Genomic DNA, 20,428 nt, shown 5'->3' on the forward strand with positions numbered 1-20,428 from the left:
AACGCGAAGTGCCGGTCGTGTTTCGTCGTTGTGTCCACTGCGAGGCAAAAACCGCCGAAGCAGTGTTCTTCACGGGCGACCCGGCTCTGGCTTCGAACACCGTCCACCGGGCATCATCGAAACATGACAACTTCGTACGATGCGTGGCCCCAGCTCGAGGTGGACAGTTGGGTGGATACTCGCGACACGGTGCACCTGTGGACCCAGATGGTCGGTAAGACGCGAATGGCACTATCGCCCTCGGTCAATCACTGGTGGGGCGTCTCGTTGTACGTGGACGCGTCCGGCCTCACGACCTCGCTGATGCCGGTCGGCGATCGGGGGCTCGAGATCCGCTTCGATTTTCTTTCCCACCAGCTGATCCTGGCTACCACCGATGGTGAGCGCCGGACCATGAAGCTCGAACCGCGCACCGTCGCAGATTTCTACACCGAATACCTCGAGCTGCTCTCGCAACTGGGCGTCGACGCGCCCATCATGGGCGTACCCGTCGAACTTCCGCACGCCACGCCGTTCGCCGAGGATGTCGCGCACGCCTCGTACCACGCAGTCGCGATCGAGAAGTTCTGGCGCTCGCTCGTGAGCGCACATCGGGTGTTCTCGGGATTTCGGGCAGACTTTCGCGGGAAGTCCAGTCCGGTGCACTTCTTCTGGGGCGCTTTCGATCTCGCAGTCACCCGTTTCTCCGGCCGACCCGCGCCGCAGCATCCCGGCGGTATTCCCAACTGCCCGGATTGGGTGATGCACGAGGCGTACAGCGACGAGGTCTCCAGTGCAGGCTTCTGGCCCGGTGGGGCCGCAGAGGGCGTGTTCTACGCCTACGCGTATCCCAATCCCGAAGGCTACGACAGCCATTCGGCCGTCACAGCCCCCGCTTACTTCGATCGCGATCTCGGTGAGTACGTCCTGCCCTATCGCTCGGTCCGTACCGCGGAAAATCCCGACGCCATGTTGCGAGCCTTCCTGGAGCAGACCCACAGAGCAGCCGTGGAGACCGCCCACTGGGAGTAGGCCTCCTCCGATCCCCCCATTCGGGGGTATTCGCAGGGTGACTCGGGTCACTACCGTTCGTCGCATTCGGTATCGAACATTCATCCGATACCCGACAAAACGGAGGAACCATGACCACTGTCTCACCCGATGACCCGGGTGTGTCCGCATCGACGTCACCTGCGGTGCAGACCAAGACCAGTGTTCGCCGCGTCGCTGTCGCCAGCGGCATCGGCACGACGATCGAGTTCTACGACTTCTTCATCTACGGCACCGCTGCCGCGTTGGTCTTCCCGAAAATCTTCTTCCCTGCTCTCGGCTCCACGGCCGGCACCGTGGCGTCGTTCGCAACGTTCGCGGTCGCATTCATCGCCAGGCCGGTCGGAGCAGTGCTGTTCGGACACTTCGGCGACCGCATCGGTCGCAAGAAGACCCTGATCTCGACGCTGTTGCTGATGGGGGTGTCCACGTTCGCCATCGGTCTACTCCCCGGCGCAGAAACCATCGGAGTGGCCGCCCCGATCATCCTGGTACTGCTCAGGTTCGGGCAAGGGTTCGCGGTCGGTGGGGAATGGGCGGGCGCGACCCTGCTCACTGCCGAGTACGCCCCTGCCGGCAAACGTGGCTTCTACGCGATGTTCCCGCAACTGGGGCCGTCGGCTGCGTTCATCTTCTCCAGCGCTACGTTCCTTGCGACCGGACTCCTGCTCGGCGATACCAACGAGACGTTCCTGAACTACGGCTGGCGAATCCCGTTCCTGCTCAGCGCCGTTCTGGTACTCATCGGCCTGTACATGCGGTTGGCCATCGAGGAGACACCCGTCTTCCGTGCCAACAAGCTCGCCGAGGAGCAGGCACCGGCGAATGCTGCCCCGACGAAACTGCCGATCTTCGACGCCTGGCGCATCCAGAAGCGGGAAATCATCACCGCTGCAGGCGCATTGGCGTCACTGTTCGCCTTCTTCTACATGGGCACCGCGTATCTGACGAGCTACGGCACCAAGACACTCGGGTTCGAGCGTCCCTTCGTGTTGATCACCGGAATCGGTGCCGCAGTGATCTTCGGAATCGCCATCGCCGTCTCGGCGACCTACTCCGATCGCGTCGGACGGCGCCGAGTGATCATGGGAGCGTGCATCATCGCGATACCCTGGTCGATTGCGCTGTTCCCCATTCTCGACACCGGTTCACCAGCCGCGTTCGTCATCGGCATGTGCGTCACGCTCGCCATCTTCGGAGTTGCCTACGGACCGACCGGAGCTCTGCTCCCCGAGCTGTTCCAGACCCGATTCCGTTACACCGGAGCAGGTTTGGGCTACAACCTCGCCGGAGTTCTCGGCGGCGCGATTCCGCCGATGCTCGCCGCACCGCTCACGGCGGCATTCGGCAGCATCTCGATCGGCGTCATGCTGGCTCTGCTGTCGGTGCTGAGCCTGGTGTGCACCAAGCGATTGATCGAGACCAAGGACGTCGACATGACCTGACTTACGCACAACGAAAAACCGCGGCCACCCATGTACGGGTGGCCGCGGTATTTCTCAGTTGTGTGCGGGGTGAAACTCAGTCGTTGCCGCGGGGCGGCGGCTGGACGTCGACGCCACCGGAGTTGTGCTCCGGTCCAGCCGCAGGGTGCCCGGCGGGAACGCGACCACGCGTCTTGGCGGCCTCGCTGTCCTTGGTGGCACCCTCGGCGAACTTACGACGCCAGCTCTCCTCGGGACGGTAGGGGCCCGGCTTCGGCCGCATCTTGCCGCCGGGGAACGCCAGCCGTGCGATGGTCCGCTGGACCATGCCCCACTGCTGAAAGAACGGTCCGGTGTTGTACGGCAATTCGTAGCGCTCGCAGATGTCCTTGATCTTCGGCGCGACGTCCGAGTACCGAGTGCTGGGCATATCCGGGTACAGGTGATGTTCCACCTGGTAGCTCAGGTTGCCGCTCATAAGGTGGAACAGTGGTCCGCCGTCGATATTGGCGGCACCGACGAGCTGACGGACGTACCAGCCGCCGCGAGTCTCGTTCTCCACCTCTTCCTGACTGAAGGTGTATGCCTGATCCGGGAAGTGGCCGCAGAAGATGATGGCATTCGACCAGACGTTACGAATGATGTTGGCGGTGAAGTTCGCCGCCACCGTCGACAGGAACGTGCTCTCGACACCGCTGAGCCGGCTGTCCAACAGTGCCGCCGTCCTGCGGTTCTTGCCGAACCGCGCGGAGCCCCGCAGCTTGGACGCGAGCCGCGACCGCTTGCTTTCGGGCAACCGGCCACCCGAGGCCAGCTGAGCCAGCGCGAACGCGCCCGCGCTGATGATCGGCCAGCCCACGTAATCCTTGACGAACTGCTTGCGTGCCTTGACGCCGATGCCCTTGAGGTCCTCGACGAGATCCTTGACGGGCTTCTCGCCGCGTCGGATGGCTTCGATGTCGAGGTCGTGCAGTGCCACGCCCCACTCGAAGAACGCCATCAGCAGAACGTTGTAGAACGGCTGGGCCAAGTACGCGGGGTGCCATTTCTGCCGCGGATCGATACGCATGATCTCGTAGCCGAGATCCTTGTCCTTGCCGCGAATGTTGGTGTACGTGTGATGCACGTAGTTGTGCGAGTGCTTCCACGAATTCGCGGTGGAGGCGGTGTCCCAATCCCACACGGACGAGTGGATCTCCGGATCGTTCATCCAGTCCCACTGGCCGTGCATGACGTTGTGGCCGATCTCCATGTTCTCGAGGATCTTCGCGATCCCGAGGCATGCGGTGCCTGCCAGCCACGCCGGCTTGCTGGTGGACCCGAGCAGCAGTACTCGTCCCGCGACCAGCAACTGACGCTGAGCGGCAATGACCGAGGTGATGTACTTGCGGTCCTTGTCACCGAGGCTGGCGTACACCTCGTCATGAATGGCGTCGAACTCCTTGGCGAGTTCGGCAATGGTCTCGTCGCTCAGGTGTGCCAGCGGGTTCACCGGCTCACCGGTGTTCCTAGCGAGCCTGGTGGTTTCGTCGATAGACATACATTCCCCTGTTCGATTTGAAGATCAGAGTTCGATTTCGATGTCGCCCTCAGCAGTGTTGACACAGATCCGAACTGCCTGCCCCGTAGGTTCTGAGATATCCCCGTTACGTAGGTCACGTAAACGCCCCTTCTTCAGGGTACCTACGCAGGTGTGGCAGATGCCGATGCGGCAACCGAATGTCAGATCCAGTCCTGCATCCTCACCTGCGGCGAGAATTGTTGTCCCACCGTCACATTCGACATCCTTCTTGCTGTTGATGAATCGAACGGTACCGCCCTCACCTGCTTCGTCTCCGCCGCCGATGACCGGCTGGAAACTTTCGTGGTGGAACTTGCCGTAGTCGCCCTGGTCCTTCCAGTACGAGCGCAGATCGTCCAGATGTTCACCCGGACCGGAGCAGAATGCTTCCCGGTCACGCCAATCGGGGACCAGTTCGTCCAATTCGGATGCCTTCATCCGGCCTTCGTCACTGGTGATCCGAAGCTTGACGGTCAGCCCGTCGTGCTTGGCTTCGAGTTTTTCGAGCGTCTCGGCGAACATCAACTGCTGTCGATCGTGAACCGAGTGCACCACGACGACGTCGCGCACCTGATCGTGGTGATCGAGCGCGCGCAACATGCTGATGATCGGGGTGATTCCACTGCCGGCGCTGATGAAGACCATCTTGTCCGGGATCGGGCTCGGCAGAGTGAACTCACCCTCCACCTCGCTGAGCCGAACGATGTCACCCGTTCTGATGGTTCCCACCAGGTACGGCGAGACCGTTCCCGACGGCACCAGCTTGGGACTGACGCTGACCAACCCGTCCTCCGGGTCGGGATCGGACGTCAAGGAATACGCCCGCCAGTGATAGCGGCCGTCGATCAGCACCCCGAGCCGCACATACTGCCCCGGTGTGTGGCCCTGCCACTCGAAACCGGGACGAATGTAGACCGAGACGGCCTCCGAACCCTCCGGAGTCACCCGCTCTACCTTCCCCCGAAGCTCGCGGGTGGTCCACAACGGATTGATCATCGACAGGTAGTCGTCAGGCCGGAGCGGATTGAACAACGATCGGACTGCGCGCAGCATCGTCCGTCTTACAAAAGAAACCTGGGGCTTGGCCCCCCGTTCAGCCATACTCAACGGTAACCCCGTGCAGCCTGCTGCGCGTCCGAATCGCTCAGACTCGAATGAGACTGCTACACAAGGTGAACAGAACCGGCCGTAACAGACCGGTCAGCGTGCTCTCGAGACGCGGTCGCCCAGGGCCGCGCTCACTTTTCCGTACCAACCCACCGGCCGCGAGGAGCCGCGCGTCGGCACATCCGCCAGCAACGCCTCGGCCGTTTCCTCCGCGTCGATCTTGTTGTCGCCGATACCGCCCGTGGCGCCTCGCTTGGCCCATCCGACGACGTAGCACCCGGGAACCGCAGTGCCGTCGGCGGTGACGATGCGACCGCCGTGGTTGCGAATGGTGCCGGTGATGTCGTCGAACGGAACTCCCGGTGACGGTGTTCCGCGGTACCCGATCGCGAGCAGCACCAGCTCGGTCTCCACCTCGGTGGCATTGTCGCCGACGCCGACCTCGATGGACTCCACCGACCTGCTGCCGTGCAGGGCGGACGGTGCCCGACCGAACGCGAAAACGATACGACGGCCGTCGTTCGTTCCGGGTCGTTCCGCAGGCCCCACTCCTGCACGGGAGCCCAGCTCGACGCGTGTCGCTCCGGCCAGAGCCGACGCGGGAGCGGACAACGGCAGTCGATCGATAGCGTCGACGATTCCGTCCGGTCCTGCCACGACGACCTCGACGTCCGCGCGATCGACGAGCGCTTTGCATTCGGAGCGAGTGAAGGCCGCGAACTCCGGGCCACGACGGGCGAGAACGACGACCTCGCGCACTCGGTTCCGGCGCAGCTCCGCCAGAGCGTGCGGAGCGATCTCGGTTCCGTCGAGCCGGTCCGGATCAGCGGTGAGGATGCGGGCCGCGTCGAGTGCGACGTTGCCGTTTCCGATGATGGTGACTCGCTCGACGCCGCTGAGGTCGATCGCGTCGGCGGGGACGTCGGGGTGGCCGGTGTACCAGCCCACCAGGGTGCGCGCGCTGACGGAGCCGTCGAGGTCGATGCCGGGGATCTCGAGCGCTCGATCCTTGTCTGCACCGACCGCATAGACGACCGAATCGAACTTCCGGGCCAGTTCGACGTGGTCGACATCCTTACCGACCTCCACGCCGAGCTTCATCGTCACGCGTGGATGAACGAAGATCCCACGGAAGTGCTCGCTGATGCGTCGAGTACCGAGGTGATCGGGAGCGACGCCGTAGCGGGCGAGACCGCCTGCGGTGGGCAGACGGTCGTAGAACGTGACCGTAGTGCCGGGCACGCGCAGCAGCGCCTGGGCCGTGTAGCACGCAGCTGGTCCGGTGCCGACGATGGCGATGCTGATCGGCGGCAGCTCGTTGACCGTCACCACCGGGAACCGTGGCTCGCCCCACTCCGCGACGGCAGGCTTGTCGCGGTAGTACTCGGCGTTGATGTCGGCGTAGATCTGCTGGTCCGGCGTCAATCGCGAAACGCGCGTGATCGCGTCCACCGGGCACGCGTCGGCGCAAGCTCCACAGTCGATGCACGAGCGCGGATCGATGTAGAGCAGTTCGGTCTTGCCGAAATCCGGCTCGTCCGGCGTCGGATGTATGCAGTTGACGGGGCACACCGACAGGCAGGATGCGTCGTTGCAACAGTTCTGCGTGATCGCGAACGGCATTGTTCTCGGATGTCCTTCACGGCCTCGAAAAGAGTGGTCAGAGCATGTGCAGACGACGGTAGATCATCTCGGCCGGCTTGGTGATCAAACCGCAATCGAGAAGAAACGCCATCAGATGTTCGCTCGAGGTGCGCATCATCGTGTGGTGGTGAGCGTTGTTCTTCGCTTCCTTCATCGCGCGGTCGACGTCGAGGCCCGCAGCTGCGTAGACCTCCTTGTTGACCATGTTGGACACGATCAGACGTGCGGCGATGGCGACCACGAGGGCGCTGGCCTTGCGTCGAGCCGGGCTCTTTCCGGCAATGTCCTCACGCATCTGCGCACGGGCGAAGGTCATGTGTCGCGATTCCTCGACGACGTGGATCTTGCTGGTGGTACGCACGAGGGGCAGCACGTTCTCGCCGCGCATCCAGTCGCGCTGCATGACATCGAGTACCTCTTCGGCGACGAGGATGCCGCCGTAGGCCACCTCGGCGGACGCGAGCGCCTTGAACCCGCGGCCGAGTTCGATGCTCGATCGACGCGGCAGGTACGCCTTGATACCCATCTTCTGGCAGGCGCGGGCGAACATGATCGAGTGGCGGCACTCGTCGGCGATCTCGGTGAGCGCGAACTGGAAGTCCGATCCCGAGGAATCCTTGCAGTACTGATCGCGCAGAACCATCTGCTGCAGGATCATCTCGAACCAGATGCCGGTGCTCATGATCGAGCACACCTCGTGGCGAGTGAGCGTGATTCGCTGCTCCTCGGTCATCTCGTCCCACAGCTTGGTGCCGTAGAGGGTGCTCCACTCGGGGTTGAGTCCGTAGAGGGAGGGATCGAGATCGGCTTCCCAGTCGACCTCCTCGGACGGGTCGTACGACAGCTGGGCGGCGGAATCGAGCAAACGAGCGGAAACGTCCTCGGGCTCGAGAACGTCGTTCCTGGAGAGTGTGCTGGTCATCGCCGTGGTTCCTTCCATCGTCGAAAATCTGTAGGTAACTGTTACGGAGATTACCAGGTACTCGGCGACACAGGTAGTCGCTCGGGCAAATCTCCTGGAATCTTTTCTCCGGACCCATAGAGTTCGGGCGAGCAGAGAACGGAGATCACCGGTGATCGCAGCTGTACGGTCCGCCCTCACCCGCACCCCGATGCGCCTCTACGCGGCGGGGATGGTGTCGGCCAACGCCATCGGTGCCGTCATCGTCTTCGCGTTGGCGCGTTTCATCCTGCCGCTACCCGCCGGCTCGGAAGAGATTCTCTCGGACCGCAATTACGTGGCGTTCTTCGTCTACCTACCGGTCGCGATCGGCATCGGCATCGCGCTGGGGCTTCGGGTTGCCGCCCCGCTTGTGCGGTGGCTGTACACCGGCGGCACACCCTCGGACGAGACCGCGATCGCCATCGTCAGACTGCCCCTGCGCCAACTCGGCGTCCACGTTCTGCTCTGGACACTCGGTGTCGCAGTGTTCGTCGCGGTCAATGCGTCCGCCGGAGCGGCGCTGTCGATCATCGTCGCCATCGCCGTCAGCTTCGGCGGCTTGGCCACCTGCTCCCTGGGCTACCTCGTCGCCGAGCGAACTCTGCGACCCATCACCGCAGCGGTGATGGAAGTCAGCGCCGTCACCGACGCGGCAGCACTCGGCGTGAAGCTTCGGGTCGTCCTGATCTGGGTGCTGAGCACTGCCATCCCCATTCTCGGCCTCGGGCTCATCGGACTCGGCAGACTGATCGACACCGTCATCCCACCCGATGCGGACCTGTCCCCCGCGATGGTCTCGCTCTCCGCGATCGCCCTGGTCGTCGGATTCGGCGGCATGTTCCTCGTCGGACGGTCCGTATCCGACCCTCTGCAGCAGGTCAGCTCCGCGATGCAACGCGTCGAGGGCGGGGCGACAGACACCCGAGTCGACGTCTACGACGCGTCCGAGATCGGCCGACTGCAGAACGGGTTCAACAAGATGGTGGTCGGCCTGGACGAGCGCGAGCGTCTCCGATCACTGTTCGGCCGCCACGTCGGGCACGACGTCGCGCAACGGGCGTTGGCCAGCGCGCCCCGCCTCGGCGGCGAGAACCGAACCGTGGCCGTTCTCTTCATCGACCTCGTCGGCTCGACCGCACTGGCCGAACGGGAATCCGCCGAGGCTGTGGTGGACCTGCTCAATCGCTTCTTCGCGGTCGTCGTCGAACACGGTGAACGCAACGGCGGTTTCGTCAACAAGTTCGAGGGCGACGCCGCGCTGCTGATCTTCGGCGCTCCGGTCGATCATCCAGACCCGGCCACCGCGGCACTGCGCACCGCGCGCACCCTCGCCGTCGCACTCGCCGCCGACGTCGAGATAGGTATCGGCGTCACGTACGGACCGGTCATCGCAGGCAACATAGGAGCCGAATCCCGTTTCGAGTACACCGTCATCGGCGACACCGTGAATCAGGCGGCCCGGCTGACCGACCTGGCGAAGGACGACTCGACCACCGATGTTCTCACCTCGTCGATCGTGCTCGATCACGCAACCGCGGACGAGAAGGCGCACTGGGAGACGCGCGAGACGGTCACCCTGCGCGGCCGCTCGGCACCGACAACGCTGGCCGCGCCGGTCCTGCGCAGCTGACATTCGACAGCACCGAAGAAAAAAATATTCGAAGGTTTCCAATTCGGCGCCGATGGGGCATACCCCCCGAACCAACTCACCCATCGCGCATGCACGAGACGTTGACTGGTACAACGTCTCTCGCTCCGAAAGGCAACCATGCCCGCAATTCTGTTCGGTTCCATCAGCACTCTCGTCGACACGTCCGAACTGCAACGCCGCGCGTTCAACGAGGCCTTCGCCGCACACGACCTGAACTGGAACTGGTCGCGGGACGATTACCGAGCGATGCTCGGATCGAACGGCGGTGCCGACCGCATCACCGAGTACGCCTCCGACACGGGCACCGAGGTGGACGCAGCCGCAGTGCACGCCACGAAGTCCGAGATCTTCCAGCGACTGATCGGCGAGTCCGACGTGAAGACGCGACCGGGCGTGGCCGACACCATCGATTCCGCGAAGGCGAACGGACTGAAGGTGGGCTTCGTGACCACGACGTCGAGGGAGAACATCGACGCCCTGTTGGCTGCCCTCACTCCCGAATTGACCGCCGATTCGTTCGACGTCATCGTCGACGCCTCGTCCGTCGATGCCGGCAAGCCCGACCCCGCCTCGTACGAATTCGCCTTGAAGACGTTGGGCGAGAACGCTTCCGACAGCGTTGCCATCGAGGACAACGCGGGCGGAGTCCAGGCGGCGGCTGCCGCAGGCATCACCTGCGTTGCATTCCCCAACGAGAACACCGCGGGCACCGAGTTCGACTCGGCCACCGACACCGTCGACGCGCTCGACCCCGAACGCGTCAGAGCTCTGCTTTCCGCCTGAGCGCAGCCTGCGGAGTGAGCATTCTGCCTGCGCAGCCTGCGGAGTGAGCATTCTGCTTGACCCTTCACCCACCCCAGGAGTAAATGTGAGCAATCTTCAGGCCCAGGTCGTCGCCGGGGACAGGTCGTTTCGCGTCGAGGGATACGAGCGCATCGAATACGACTTGATCTACGTCGACGGAGTCTTCGCCCTCGAGAACACCGAACTGGCCGACAGTTACCGTCCCTACGGACGCGCACTGATGGTCGTCGACGAGTCGGTTCACGAGATCTACGGCGACCGGATCCACGCGTACTTCGATCATCACGACATCGCGTTGACGGTAGTCCCGGTACAGATCAGAGAGACTGCGAAGTCGCTGGAGACGTTCGAGCGCATCGTCGGAGAGTTCGACCGGTTCGGCCTGGTCCGTACCGAGCCCGTGTTGGTGGTGGGTGGTGGATTGACCACCGACGTAGCAGGTTTCGCGTGCGCCAGCTACCGACGCAACACCCCGTACATTCGCATCCCCACCACTCTGATCGGCTTGATCGACGCCAGTGTGTCCATCAAAGTGGCCGTCAACTACGGCAAGCACAAGAACCGACTCGGTGCGTACCATGCGTCGCAGAAGGTGCTGCTGGACTTCTCGTTCCTCGGCACGTTGCCGGAGGACCAGGTGCGCAACGGCATGGCCGAGTTGATCAAGATCTCCGTCGTCGGCAACCTCGAAATCTTCGAGATGCTCGAACAGTACGGTCCGGAACTCTTGCGCACGCGATTCGGACACCTCGACGGCACCGCCGAATTGCGTTCGGTCGCAGACAGACTGACCTACTCGGCCATTGCGACGATGCTCGAGCTCGAGGCCCCCAACCTGCACGAGATCGATCTCGATCGGGTCATCGCCTTCGGACACACGTGGAGCCCGACGCTGGAGCTGACCCCGCCGGCCCCGTTCTTCCACGGTCACGCCATCAACATCGACATGGCCCTGTCGACAACGGTCGCCGAACAACGCGGACACCTGTCCACGGCCGATCGAGACCGCGTGTTGGGCGTCATGTCCAGCATCGGCCTGGCCCTGGACAGTCCCTACCTGACTCCGGAATTGCTTTCCGAGGCAACGGCATCGATCCTCAAGACCCGCGACGGCATCCTGCGCGCGGCGGTGCCCGACCCGATCGGCACGTGCCGCTTCCTCAACGACCTCGACGCAAGCGAGCTCGCGGACGTGCTGACCTTGCACAAGAAGATCTGCCTGGACTTTCCCCGGGCAGGCGAGGGCCTCGACATGTTCACCGCACCGACGCCGTGACGGCAGAACCGCGACCGGTCACCCCGACGACCATCCTGGCGCGCGAGCTGGGCGAGATAGCCGCGCTGCTCGACGCCGACGCCGGGGTGACCGACGAGCTGACCACCCGTGTTCATCGGGCCCGCGATCTCGCCGCGGGACTCGACCCGTACCTCGACACCTGCACCACCTCCGAATCCGCGGCACTGGCCACGTTGGCGTCGCGGACCCGCTCTGCGGACTGGAGATCACGTGACGTGGTCTCCGGTTCCGGGCCCCTGGAGATGGAAATGCTCTCCGGCCATGTGGAGGGACGCTTCCTGGCGTTTCTCGTTCACATGACCGGGGCGACGCGGGTGCTCGAGATCGGCATGTTCACCGGTTATTCGGCGCTGGCGATGGCCGAGGCGCTGCCCGCAGGCGGCGAGGTCGTCGCCTGCGAGGTGGATCCGTACGTGGCCGAGTTCGCGCAGTCCTGCTTCGCGGAATCGGCTGCAGGATCTGCCATCTCGGTGCAGGTGGGGCCCGCCCTCGACACTCTGCGCCGGCTCGACGGAGAGTTCGACCTGGTGTTCATCGACGCCGACAAGACCGGATATCGCGGATACGTGGAGTATCTGCTCGAGAGCGATCTGCTCTCCGACGGTGCCGTGATTGCCGTCGACAACACTCTCTTGCAGGGTCAGCCCTACGCGCCTCAACCGAGCGATAACGGCCGGGCCATCGCCGAATTCAACGACTACGTCGCCAACGAGCCTCGGGTGCAACAGGTTCTGATTCCTCTGCGCGACGGCGTGACGCTGATCCGGCGCACATGATCCGCACCGTCGCAGCTCTCGTCGCACTTGCGGCGACCCTCCCCGTCGACCTCCTGGCGGCGGGGGTGGCTGCCGTACGCGGCAGCCGCCCTGCCACGCGCCGAACCGACTCGCCCAGGACGGTCTTGATCAGCGGCGGGAAGATGACCAAGGCCCTGCAGCTGGCGCGGTCGTTCCACCTCGCCGGCCATCGCGTCGTATTGGTGGAATCGACCAAATACAGGTTCACCGGCCACCGTTTCTCGCGTGCGGTCGACCGCTTTCAGTGCGTACCCGAGCCGACCGAATCCGGCTACGCCGAAGCGCTTCTCGATGTGGTGCAGCGCGAAGGCGTCGACGTCTTCGTCCCGGTCGCCAGCCCCGCTGCCAGCATTCACGACGCCGACGCACGTGCGCTCCTGGATCCGCACTGCGAGGTGATTCACGGCGACGGCGATTCGGTTCGTATGCTCGACGACAAGTCGCGGTTCTCCGAACGCGCTGCAGCACTGGGATTGCGCGTTCCCGATTGGCGGCGAATCACCGACGTACGGCAGATCGAGGAGTTCGATTTCCCACCGGGCCGCGAGTACATCCTCAAGAGGATCTCCTACAACCCGGTCGGACGGATGGACCTGACGCGGTTGACCCGCGACACACCTGTGGAAAATCTGCGATTCGCACGCGGCCTCGGGATCTCCGAGGACGATCCCTGGATCCTGCAACAGTTCATCGCCGGTCGGGAGTACTGCACCCACGGAACCGTCCGCGGCGGGCGGCTGCAGGTGTACGGCTGCTGTGAATCCTCGGCGTTCCAAGTGAACTACGAGATGGTCGACAAGCCCGAGATACGCACCTGGGTCGAGAAATTCGTCGGCCACCTCGGAGTCACCGGACAGCTGTCGTTCGATTTCATCGAGGATGCACACGGTGTCGTGTACGCCATCGAGTGCAACCCGCGGACCCACTCGGCGATCACCATGTTCTACGACCATCCCGACGTAGCGGCGGCATATCTCGACGACGGACACCCCGAGATCGTGCCGCTTTCCTCGGCTCGGCCGACCTACTGGATCTACCACGAACTGTGGCGACTGATCACCGAGGCCGGCCGGGAAGACCGACTGCGCAGCATCTTTCGCGGCACCGATGCGATACTCGCCGGCTGGGATCCACTGCCGTTCCTGCTGGTTCACCATCTCCAGATTCCGTCCCTGCTGGTGCGCAATCTGCTGGCGCGAACCGGATGGTCTCGCATCGACTTCAACATCGGCAAGCTCGTGGAGAACGGAGGCGACTGATGACCCTGTCGGTCCTGGTACTGGTCGGATCCTCGGTGGACGAGTTCCACTGTGATCTTTCCAGGGTGTACGCGGGCGGCTTCCTCGAAGCGCTCGGTGGAGATCCCGCCTACCGATTCGAGGTGGCATTCGTTTCTCCCGGCGGGCTCTGGAGCTTTCCCGGTGGCATCGACGCCGCCAGTGTGGCTGCAGCACAACAAATGTCACTGGCACAGGCCGTGGAGGTCCTGTCGTCGTGGCACTTCGACGTCATGGTGCCCCAGATGTTCTGCCTACCCGGCATGACGACATACCGCAGCCTGTTCGACCTGCTGGGTGTGCCGTATGTGGGCAACGCCCCTGACGTGATGGCGATGACGGCGGACAAAGCTCGCGCGCGAGCCGTCGTTGCGGCCGCCGGGGTCGCAGTCCCTGCGGGTATCGTCGTGCGGTGCGGCGACGACGTCGAAGTCGACCTGCCGGTCGTCGTCAAGCCCGTGGATTCGGACAACTCGATGGGCGTCACACTCGTACACGAACCCGAAGCCCTGGCAACAGCCGTACGCGAGGCTCTCACGTACTCGTCTGCGGCACTGGTGGAGTCGTACGTCCCGCTCGGCCGCGAGGTCCGCTGCGGCGTCATCTCGCGGGGCGGTGAGCTGATCTGCCTTCCCCTCGAGGAGTACGCCGTCGATTCGATTCGCACCAGCGCCGACAAGTTGAATCGCACCGCGGACGGGGACCTGTACCTGGTCGCGAAGGAGCAGACCAAGGCGTGGACGGTGGACGTATCGGACCCGGTCACCGAAAAGGTCTGGGCGGCAGCACGATTGTGCTATCGGTCTCTTGGGTGCCGACACTACGGACTCTTCGACTTTCGTATCGACGCGGACGGCGAACCCTGGTTCCTCGAAGCCGGCCTCTACTGCTCGTACTCACCGTCGAGTGTGCTCGCGGTGATGGCCTCCGCGGCAGGAATCGCCGTCGACGAACTGTTCGCACGCTCGCTCGACGAGCTGTCGGTGAAGGAGTTGTCCTCGTGACGCTGGGAATCGAAGTTCGGGATCTCGACCTGCGCTCATCCGCCGTCGAAGAACTGCGAAAGCTGTTGGCCGAACACGGCGTACTGATTCTGCGGGAGCAACCTCTCGACGACAATCGCTTCCTCGCGTTTCTCCGCCGGTTCGGCGACATGATGTTCACGGAGGGCGAGACGCCGGTGCCGGGCTTCCCGGACTTGAACGTCATCAGCAACGTCGGCCGCACGACGCCGCCCAAGTCCACGTTCCATGTCGACACCACGTACGTGCCGAATCCGCCGGCGTACACCGCGTTACGCGCGGTGGAGGTACCCGAGGCCGGCGGCAGTACGTTGTTCAGCGACCAGTACGCGGCGTACGAGACCTTGCCCGCGGACCGCAGGGCATACCTGGCCGGGCGTACGGTGACGCACCGAGTGACCGGGGTGGCGTCGGACACCGTCTCCTCTGCCGAACATCCCCTCTTCGCAATACATCCCGTATCCGGGCGTACCGCATTGGCGCTGTCTGCACCCGGGCGGTGCATCGCGATCAGTGGAATGTCGTCCGACGAGGCAGACGAGACCGTTCGGTACCTGTTCGAGCACTCCACTCGCGAGGACAACGTGCTGCGACACGCATGGGCACCCGACGATCTGGTGATGTGGGACAACCGATGTGTGATGCATCGAGCCGACCACAGCGGCGTGATCGGAAACAGGGTGATGCATCGCGGAATGGTGGTGGATGTGGAATCGGTGTCGGTTATGTGACCGACAACTCAAAGATTTGCCGGTTCGCGTCAGGCCCGGAGAATCGAGTCATGACTTCCCCCTTGGCGATCAGCCGCGAAACAGCAGTCGGAGCCGAAGCTCGTCTGTCTTGGATTCTGTCGGGACTTGCCGGGATGGTGGGTGCCGTCGCGTTCCTGCATTCTGCTGGTTACTTCGTGACCTTCATGACCGGCAACACCGAACGTGCCGTCGTCGGCCACTTCGGGCATCCCGAGGGCAAGGAGGTCACCCCCGGGGCCTCACCGTTCGCTGCACTGTCGCTCATGGGCTCCTTCTTGGCCGGTGTGGTGGTCTCGTCGATCTGCCGTCGTCGCTACTGGTCGAATCACCCACACGGAGCGACGGTGCTGACCACGATTGCGCTCGCAGGAGCGGGGTTGATCGATATCGCCATCTCGGGATGGTCTTCGGCCAACGTGAACTTCTACCCGATTCTGTTGGTCGCCTTCGCGCTCGGTGCGCTGAACACTGCGTTCACGAAGAAGGAAGAGACCTACATTCCGCTCAGCTACGTCACCGGCACGATGGTCAAGCTCGGCCAAGGAATCGAGCGGCACATGTTCGGCGGTGGGACCTACTACGACTGGCTCTGCTACACAGCCCTTCTCGGATCCTTCGCGTTGGGCGGGGCGATCGGAGCATTCATCGGCGTCGTCATCACCGGCCCCCAGGTACTGCTCCTCACCGCACTGATCAGCTTCGGCGCGACGATCTTCACGTTCACCCACACCGAGCGTCGAACGCTGTTGGGCTGACGGCACCGCCCGCAGTCAGTCTGCGATCAGCGGCGAGGAAACAACGATCTTGCGGAGCATCTTCTCGATGAAGGGCGCGGACAGACGCGAGCCGATCAGCACTTGTCGCTGAACCAGACCTTCGATCATCACCACGAGGGTTTCGGCGTCGGACGGTGGATCATGGGAGTCCAGCGAGGCGACGATCCACTGCGTATAAGTGACGAAGGCACCGCGCTGACTGTCGAAGAGCTCGCGTATTTCGTCGTCGTGCTGTGCCTCGCCGAGCATGATGTGGCGAGCGATCACCCGCTTGACCCCGTCCCCGGTCGTCATTGCCTCGATGAAGTCGATGATCCGGGCCACGACGACGTCGACGGTGAGCGGTTTGACGTCGACGAGACTGCCGAACGTCGCTCCGGCCACCTCGAAATCGCGAACGAACAGTTGACCGAGGGCCAGGTGAAGCAGCCGACTTCGGGTGGGCGCGTGGTAATTCACCGAACCGGGGCCGAGTCCTGCCGCAGCGTCGACTGCACGATGGGTCAAGCCGCGCAGACCCTGGGTGGCGAGCACCTCGATCGCTGCGGTGGCGATCTCGTCGCGCCGACGCACTCTCGATTCTTCGTCCCTGGGGTGTGCCGGACTCATACCGCGCAGTGTAATGCCAGGCCATTGACACCTTCCGCGCACGAGTCCTATCCTCAACAGATGTTGAGTAGGGTGGAGCCATGAGCCGGGGACCGACACGCCGCCAGGTCATGGTGGGAGCGGCGGTGGCGGCGACGGTGGCGGTCGTGGGCCCGGCAACCAAGGCGATAGCGGCTCCCGCGACCGGCTCGGGTGACGAATGCGGTGAGCGCTACCAGGGTTATCGCGATGCCGACCGAGATCGGCCGTATGCCCGGTACATGGCGGACCGAACGAGTCCGACGCCGGTGGTGGTCGCCGACGCCCACGCAGGACCTGCTCTCGCAGTCGACTCGGTGCCCGGATTCGATTCCATCACAACGGATCTCGCGCCCACCGGCTACTCCGCGATCGAGACCGGCTACGGTAGGCGAGCCGACGGGACGACGTTCGTGGCAGTTCGCACCGTGATGCCGCGGGTGACGGCGGCGATGTGGGACTGGTGGTTCGGCTGGCATTCCACCGAGGCTGCGCGCTACAAGCTGTGGCACCCCGATGCCCACCTCTACGCCGACCTCGCCGAGGATCGGACCGCACTCGACATACCCGACAAGGCCAAGTACGTCGGCAACACGACGTTCGTGGACGAATACGTCGGGCCGAAGCTGCAGCAATTGAGCATCGGCTTTCGTGATCCGATCGCGCACGGGTTCGTCGTTCCTCCGGAGCAGACCATCGTCCTCGGCCGAGTCGGCAGCTCCATTGCGCCGGTGGACCTGGGTTGGTTGGCCCACCAGGTTCGGCCCGTCGACGGCGGTGCCGAGATGCGTAGCCGCTTCTACCTGAATCTGCGTGGGCTGCACGTACCGGACGTCAAGCAGGCTGCATGCGCCGTGCGACGCGGGGCGTCGGTGGATCCGACCGATCTCGTACTCGGACTCGATCTCGCCCGAGATCTGATGCTGCACTGCGGGCAGGAGATGAACCACCTCGCCGGTTTCCTACCGGAACTGTACGACGAGTTCGGGAGCTAGTGGCCGAGAAAGACCTTGGCGAGGACGATGAGCGCAGCCACCGCAGCGGTCGCCAGCCCACCCAGAAAGGCGCGAAAAGTCAACGGATTGCCTCGAATTCGCTGCGTGACGATCTGTATTGTGGCGATGCGCACCACGATGACTCCGCCGGCGAGCAGCTCCGACCACTGCGCCGGGAGCACGGACAGCCAGCCGAGGGCAAGCATCAGCGCGGGAATGGTGCCGGAACTGAGGATGGGTACGGCGTCTCGGAGTTCCTCGATGGCCTTGAACTTGCGCTGTTCGTCGGTTGCATCACCGTGCGCTTCGGGAATCTGGCTGCCAGCAACGAAATCCGCGAACACGTGCGCCAGAAATGTCGTCACCGCGGTGGCCAGAACCAGCACCGCTGCCGTTCCGTGTTCGATCGACGCGGGTGTCGACGCCGCGACCGCGGCGAGGATCAGGATGTTTCCGTAGACGTAGGCAGAGAGCCTCGTGGCCGCCCGCGCGGGCTCGAGCGGACCGCCCGAGCGGGTGACCAACCGGCGATAGAGCCGGGTCTTTCGGATGCGGGGCTCTGCGTCGCTCATGCAGAAGATCGTTGCACGGACCGGCCGCTCAGCCCTGCCGGTCCGCGAGCCATTGTCGGATCTCGTCCGTCACCGGCTCGACGATGTCGTCGTACTCCCGATGCTTTCCGACGTACGCCGCGACCAACACACAGATCGGAACGATCCGCTTGGCCTCGGTGCGGGTGGCATCGAGGGCTTGCCGCACCAATATCGTAGCCAGGCCGCGCCCGCCGTAAGCCGCGTCCACCTCGGTGTGAAAGAAGATGCGCCTGCCTTGTTCGTCGTCGACGAACTCGGTGAAACCGACCTGCGCGCCTTCCACCGAGACGGTGAAACGATCCGCCTGCTGCGTGATCTCGACCTCGGCACCGGTTTTGTCGACGGTCATGGGGCTCCTCCCTCGAAAGACGCTCACCCGCACCTACTTGCGGGTGAGCGATGCGATCAGCCTACCCAGCTGTACACCGAAACCCAGTCGAGCAGCAGATGTCCGTTGCTCTTTCCCGTGCCGTTGGTCTCGGTCTGCAGTTCCCAGCGCATCGGGCCCGACGGGACCCACTTGGTGCTGTCCAGCACCACGGTGTTGTCGAGGATGTATCGCACTCGACCAGGGGACCACTCGATCGTGTACGTGTGCCAGTCGGTGAAGTTCGCCCCTATGTTCCGCGCGACGTCCTGACATCCACCGACGCACGACCCGGCACCCGAGTAGTGATGGAACCCGCCGACCTGGCCCGCGAGGCTGCCCTCGGGGAAGTCCATTTCTCCGTCGGTGGGCCATCTTTCGGACTGCGGCCACAGCAGCCACGCCACGTAGTACTCGGCCAACGTCGCCGAGTCGATCTTGAAGCGTGCCGTGTATCGACCGTAGGTCTGATTCTGATTCGACCCGTTGATGACCGGTGACACGCTGGCACCGGCCGGAACTCCGTCCACGTTGTGCAATCCGTAATCGAGTACACCGTCGTGGGTGGAGAGCACCGCATCGGCTCGATACGGCCGTTTCTGATACGTGTCCTTGTAGCACTTGGGATAGGTCCGCCAATTCTGCCCTTGCGCACCGGTATACACGATCTTGGTTGGGTCACAGTCGTTCGCCCACGATCCGACGGCGGACGGTTTGGTGAAATCGTCGACGAAGATCTGCTTCCAACCCGGAAGATTGCCCACCGGTGCGGCCACACCGCTCGGATTCGTACCGGTCGTCGGGGGTGGTGTCGTCGGAGGCGGTGTCGTGGGAGGCGTGGTCGGGAACGGGGTGGTCGCGGTGACCCACTTCTGTGCGGCCGACCCGTTGCAGGTCGCCAATGTAGGCCGGCTTCCGTTCGCTTCCTTCGGATTCTGCATGCACAGGCTGGTCTTCTGCAGCAGCGAGATGGAACCGTCCCCGCGAATGGACCATTGCTGGGCAGGCTTGCCAGTGCAGGTGGACGTGGTCAGTTTGTTGCCGGCACCCATGTACCCCGCCGTCGGCGACAAACACCTGCCCTGCACCCTGATCGTCGCGTCCTCGGTGCCACTCCACGTCTGCGCTCCGGTGCCGTTGCAATCCCAGATCTGAACCGGATTGCCCTCGGTGAGCAAGCCGCCTTTGTTGTCCAGACAGAAACCGGCGGATGTCTTGATGGGACCGACAGTCGCCGCTTCGGCTCTGGGTACGTGAACGACGAATGCCGAAAGTAGTACGGCCGAACCGAGGACGACAAGCGAGCGCCTCAGAACAGAGCGGTACGAAACAGTCATGGGTTCATCCCTCTATGCGACTGAACTTCACGATGGGTGTGTGGCAATTCGCTCGAAACTATTGCCGGCGAATCAGATCATATGTACCGCCATCGGATTTAGGTAGGAAAATCGTTATTGGTCCATTTCGGCTGGTAGCGGCTAGGATTCAAACAAATACGACCGGTACGATAAATTAATTCAAAGTTAAATCAATTGCTAATTTCAATCATTTGAAGCACACATTCGGAATTCGCCCGCTCGAACATTGTAAGAGATTGTTTTCGTGCCGATTGCACTCTTTCGGTATGCAAAGGGCATCGAAACATCCTCGGATGACCTCACGATCCGCCTCGTTCGAGGACTACGACCACCGTCGACCACCTCCGCGAGCGCCGGGCCCGTAAAACGACGGAGGATGCCCTCTGTACGGTGGAACGAAGGAC

The 20,428-nt window shown here is 63.5% G+C and carries 19 protein-coding genes; 11 read left to right on the plus strand and 8 right to left on the minus strand.

Annotation, left to right across the window (positions count from 1 at the left end):
* The first annotated feature begins 123 nt into the window (after positions 1 to 123).
* Positions 124 to 1,011, plus strand: coding sequence for a DUF5996 family protein (locus ACNEOT_RS17830; RefSeq protein ID WP_415975632.1), 888 nt, complete (start codon positions 124 to 126; stop codon positions 1,009 to 1,011).
* A gap of 110 nt (positions 1,012 to 1,121) precedes the next feature.
* Positions 1,122 to 2,474, plus strand: a complete 1,353-nt coding sequence (locus tag ACNEOT_RS17835; protein WP_415975634.1) for an MFS transporter — start codon at positions 1,122 to 1,124, stop codon at positions 2,472 to 2,474.
* A gap of 76 nt (positions 2,475 to 2,550) precedes the next feature.
* Here ACNEOT_RS17835 and ACNEOT_RS17840 read toward each other — a convergent pair whose 3' ends face one another.
* From ACNEOT_RS17840 to ACNEOT_RS17855, 4 genes are all read right to left on the minus strand, one after another.
* Complete coding sequence (locus ACNEOT_RS17840; RefSeq protein ID WP_415975635.1) at positions 2,551 to 3,993, minus strand: fatty acid desaturase family protein; 1,443 nt, start codon at positions 3,991 to 3,993, stop codon at positions 2,551 to 2,553.
* 24 nt (positions 3,994 to 4,017) lie between these two features.
* A complete protein-coding gene (locus tag ACNEOT_RS17845; RefSeq protein ID WP_415975636.1) occupies positions 4,018 to 5,115 on the minus strand; it encodes a ferredoxin reductase in 1,098 nt (365 codons plus the stop codon).
* A gap of 99 nt (positions 5,116 to 5,214) precedes the next feature.
* A complete protein-coding gene (locus ACNEOT_RS17850) occupies positions 5,215 to 6,744 on the minus strand; it encodes an FAD-dependent oxidoreductase (RefSeq protein WP_415975638.1) in 1,530 nt (509 codons plus the stop codon).
* 37 nt (positions 6,745 to 6,781) lie between these two features.
* A complete protein-coding gene (locus tag ACNEOT_RS17855) occupies positions 6,782 to 7,687 on the minus strand; it encodes an AurF N-oxygenase family protein (RefSeq protein ID WP_415975639.1) in 906 nt (301 codons plus the stop codon).
* Between the two features lie 151 nt (positions 7,688 to 7,838).
* Between ACNEOT_RS17855 and ACNEOT_RS17860 the strand changes: the two genes are divergently transcribed.
* The 8 genes from ACNEOT_RS17860 (at position 7,839) to ACNEOT_RS17895 (ending at position 16,063) form a co-directional block, all read left to right on the plus strand.
* Positions 7,839 to 9,338, plus strand: a complete 1,500-nt coding sequence (locus ACNEOT_RS17860) for an adenylate/guanylate cyclase domain-containing protein (protein WP_415975641.1) — start codon at positions 7,839 to 7,841, stop codon at positions 9,336 to 9,338.
* A 138-nt stretch (positions 9,339 to 9,476) separates the two neighbouring features.
* On the plus strand, positions 9,477 to 10,142 hold the full coding sequence (locus tag ACNEOT_RS17865) for an HAD-IA family hydrolase (RefSeq protein ID WP_415975642.1): 666 nt from the start codon (positions 9,477 to 9,479) through the stop codon (positions 10,140 to 10,142).
* 85 nt (positions 10,143 to 10,227) lie between these two features.
* The gene (locus ACNEOT_RS17870) at positions 10,228 to 11,439 is read left to right on the plus strand and encodes a sedoheptulose 7-phosphate cyclase (protein ID WP_415975643.1); all 1,212 of its coding nucleotides are present in this window, start codon (positions 10,228 to 10,230) and stop codon (positions 11,437 to 11,439) included.
* On the plus strand, positions 11,436 to 12,236 hold the full coding sequence (locus ACNEOT_RS17875) for an O-methyltransferase (RefSeq protein ID WP_415975645.1): 801 nt from the start codon (positions 11,436 to 11,438) through the stop codon (positions 12,234 to 12,236). The genes ACNEOT_RS17870 and ACNEOT_RS17875 overlap by 4 nt, the downstream gene beginning before the upstream one ends.
* A complete protein-coding gene (locus tag ACNEOT_RS17880; protein WP_415975647.1) occupies positions 12,233 to 13,516 on the plus strand; it encodes an ATP-grasp enzyme in 1,284 nt (427 codons plus the stop codon). The genes ACNEOT_RS17875 and ACNEOT_RS17880 overlap by 4 nt, the downstream gene beginning before the upstream one ends.
* Complete coding sequence (locus ACNEOT_RS17885; RefSeq protein ID WP_415975649.1) at positions 13,516 to 14,538, plus strand: D-alanine--D-alanine ligase family protein; 1,023 nt, start codon at positions 13,516 to 13,518, stop codon at positions 14,536 to 14,538. The genes ACNEOT_RS17880 and ACNEOT_RS17885 overlap by 1 nt, the downstream gene beginning before the upstream one ends.
* A complete protein-coding gene (locus ACNEOT_RS17890; protein WP_415975651.1) occupies positions 14,535 to 15,287 on the plus strand; it encodes a TauD/TfdA dioxygenase family protein in 753 nt (250 codons plus the stop codon). Before ACNEOT_RS17885 ends, ACNEOT_RS17890 begins: the two co-directional genes overlap by 4 nt.
* Positions 15,288 to 15,337: 50 nt before the next feature.
* Positions 15,338 to 16,063, plus strand: a complete 726-nt coding sequence (locus ACNEOT_RS17895) for a YoaK family protein (RefSeq protein WP_415975653.1) — start codon at positions 15,338 to 15,340, stop codon at positions 16,061 to 16,063.
* Positions 16,064 to 16,078: 15 nt separating this feature from the next.
* On the opposite strand, the gene ACNEOT_RS17900 is transcribed toward ACNEOT_RS17895, so the two are convergent.
* The gene (locus ACNEOT_RS17900; RefSeq protein WP_415975655.1) at positions 16,079 to 16,693 is read right to left on the minus strand and encodes a TetR/AcrR family transcriptional regulator; all 615 of its coding nucleotides are present in this window, start codon (positions 16,691 to 16,693) and stop codon (positions 16,079 to 16,081) included.
* Positions 16,694 to 16,773: 80 nt separating this feature from the next.
* On the opposite strand from ACNEOT_RS17900, the gene ACNEOT_RS17905 reads away from it, so the two are divergent.
* Positions 16,774 to 17,706, plus strand: a complete 933-nt coding sequence (locus tag ACNEOT_RS17905) for a DAPG hydrolase family protein (RefSeq protein ID WP_415975657.1) — start codon at positions 16,774 to 16,776, stop codon at positions 17,704 to 17,706.
* Here the strand turns inward: ACNEOT_RS17905 and ACNEOT_RS17910 are convergent.
* From ACNEOT_RS17910 to ACNEOT_RS17920, 3 genes are read right to left on the minus strand one after another with little or no spacing between them, the layout of a single operon-like run.
* Entirely contained in the window at positions 17,703 to 18,278 is a 576-nt protein-coding gene (locus tag ACNEOT_RS17910; RefSeq protein WP_415975659.1) for a hypothetical protein, read from the minus strand. The genes ACNEOT_RS17905 and ACNEOT_RS17910 overlap by 4 nt on opposite strands.
* Positions 18,279 to 18,306: 28 nt before the next feature.
* Positions 18,307 to 18,648 carry a GNAT family N-acetyltransferase gene (locus ACNEOT_RS17915; RefSeq protein WP_415975661.1) on the minus strand — a complete coding sequence of 114 codons (342 nt, stop codon included), beginning with the start codon at positions 18,646 to 18,648 and terminating at the stop codon, positions 18,307 to 18,309.
* A gap of 56 nt (positions 18,649 to 18,704) precedes the next feature.
* Complete coding sequence (locus tag ACNEOT_RS17920) at positions 18,705 to 20,003, minus strand: ricin-type beta-trefoil lectin domain protein (RefSeq protein WP_415975663.1); 1,299 nt, start codon at positions 20,001 to 20,003, stop codon at positions 18,705 to 18,707.
* Between the last annotated feature and the right edge of the window lie 425 nt (positions 20,004 to 20,428).

It is taken from the genome of Rhodococcus sp. 077-4 (genome assembly GCF_047782425.1).
Classification (GTDB): Bacteria; Actinomycetota; Actinomycetes; order Mycobacteriales; family Mycobacteriaceae; genus Rhodococcoides.

What these genes read in the sequence shown, in the direction of transcription:
- ACNEOT_RS17900 (WP_415975655.1), bottom strand. Translation starts at nt 16,693, where the DNA reads ATGAGTCCGGCACACCCCAGGGACGAAGAATCGAGAGTGCGTCGGCGC.
- ACNEOT_RS17885 (WP_415975649.1), top strand. Translation starts at nt 13,516, where the DNA reads ATGACCCTGTCGGTCCTGGTACTGGTCGGATCCTCGGTGGACGAGTTC.
- ACNEOT_RS17840 (WP_415975635.1), bottom strand. Translation starts at nt 3,993, where the DNA reads ATGTCTATCGACGAAACCACCAGGCTCGCTAGGAACACCGGTGAGCCG.
- ACNEOT_RS17850 (WP_415975638.1), bottom strand. Translation starts at nt 6,744, where the DNA reads ATGCCGTTCGCGATCACGCAGAACTGTTGCAACGACGCATCCTGCCTG.
- ACNEOT_RS17920 (WP_415975663.1), bottom strand. Translation starts at nt 20,003, where the DNA reads ATGACTGTTTCGTACCGCTCTGTTCTGAGGCGCTCGCTTGTCGTCCTC.
- ACNEOT_RS17895 (WP_415975653.1), top strand. Translation starts at nt 15,338, where the DNA reads ATGACTTCCCCCTTGGCGATCAGCCGCGAAACAGCAGTCGGAGCCGAA.
- ACNEOT_RS17915 (WP_415975661.1), bottom strand. Translation starts at nt 18,648, where the DNA reads ATGACCGTCGACAAAACCGGTGCCGAGGTCGAGATCACGCAGCAGGCG.
- ACNEOT_RS17855 (WP_415975639.1), bottom strand. Translation starts at nt 7,687, where the DNA reads ATGACCAGCACACTCTCCAGGAACGACGTTCTCGAGCCCGAGGACGTT.
- ACNEOT_RS17880 (WP_415975647.1), top strand. Translation starts at nt 12,233, where the DNA reads ATGATCCGCACCGTCGCAGCTCTCGTCGCACTTGCGGCGACCCTCCCC.
- ACNEOT_RS17905 (WP_415975657.1), top strand. Translation starts at nt 16,774, where the DNA reads ATGAGCCGGGGACCGACACGCCGCCAGGTCATGGTGGGAGCGGCGGTG.
- ACNEOT_RS17845 (WP_415975636.1), bottom strand. Translation starts at nt 5,115, where the DNA reads ATGGCTGAACGGGGGGCCAAGCCCCAGGTTTCTTTTGTAAGACGGACG.
- ACNEOT_RS17910 (WP_415975659.1), bottom strand. Translation starts at nt 18,278, where the DNA reads ATGAGCGACGCAGAGCCCCGCATCCGAAAGACCCGGCTCTATCGCCGG.
- ACNEOT_RS17835 (WP_415975634.1), top strand. Translation starts at nt 1,122, where the DNA reads ATGACCACTGTCTCACCCGATGACCCGGGTGTGTCCGCATCGACGTCA.
- ACNEOT_RS17865 (WP_415975642.1), top strand. Translation starts at nt 9,477, where the DNA reads ATGCCCGCAATTCTGTTCGGTTCCATCAGCACTCTCGTCGACACGTCC.
- ACNEOT_RS17830 (WP_415975632.1), top strand. Translation starts at nt 124, where the DNA reads ATGACAACTTCGTACGATGCGTGGCCCCAGCTCGAGGTGGACAGTTGG.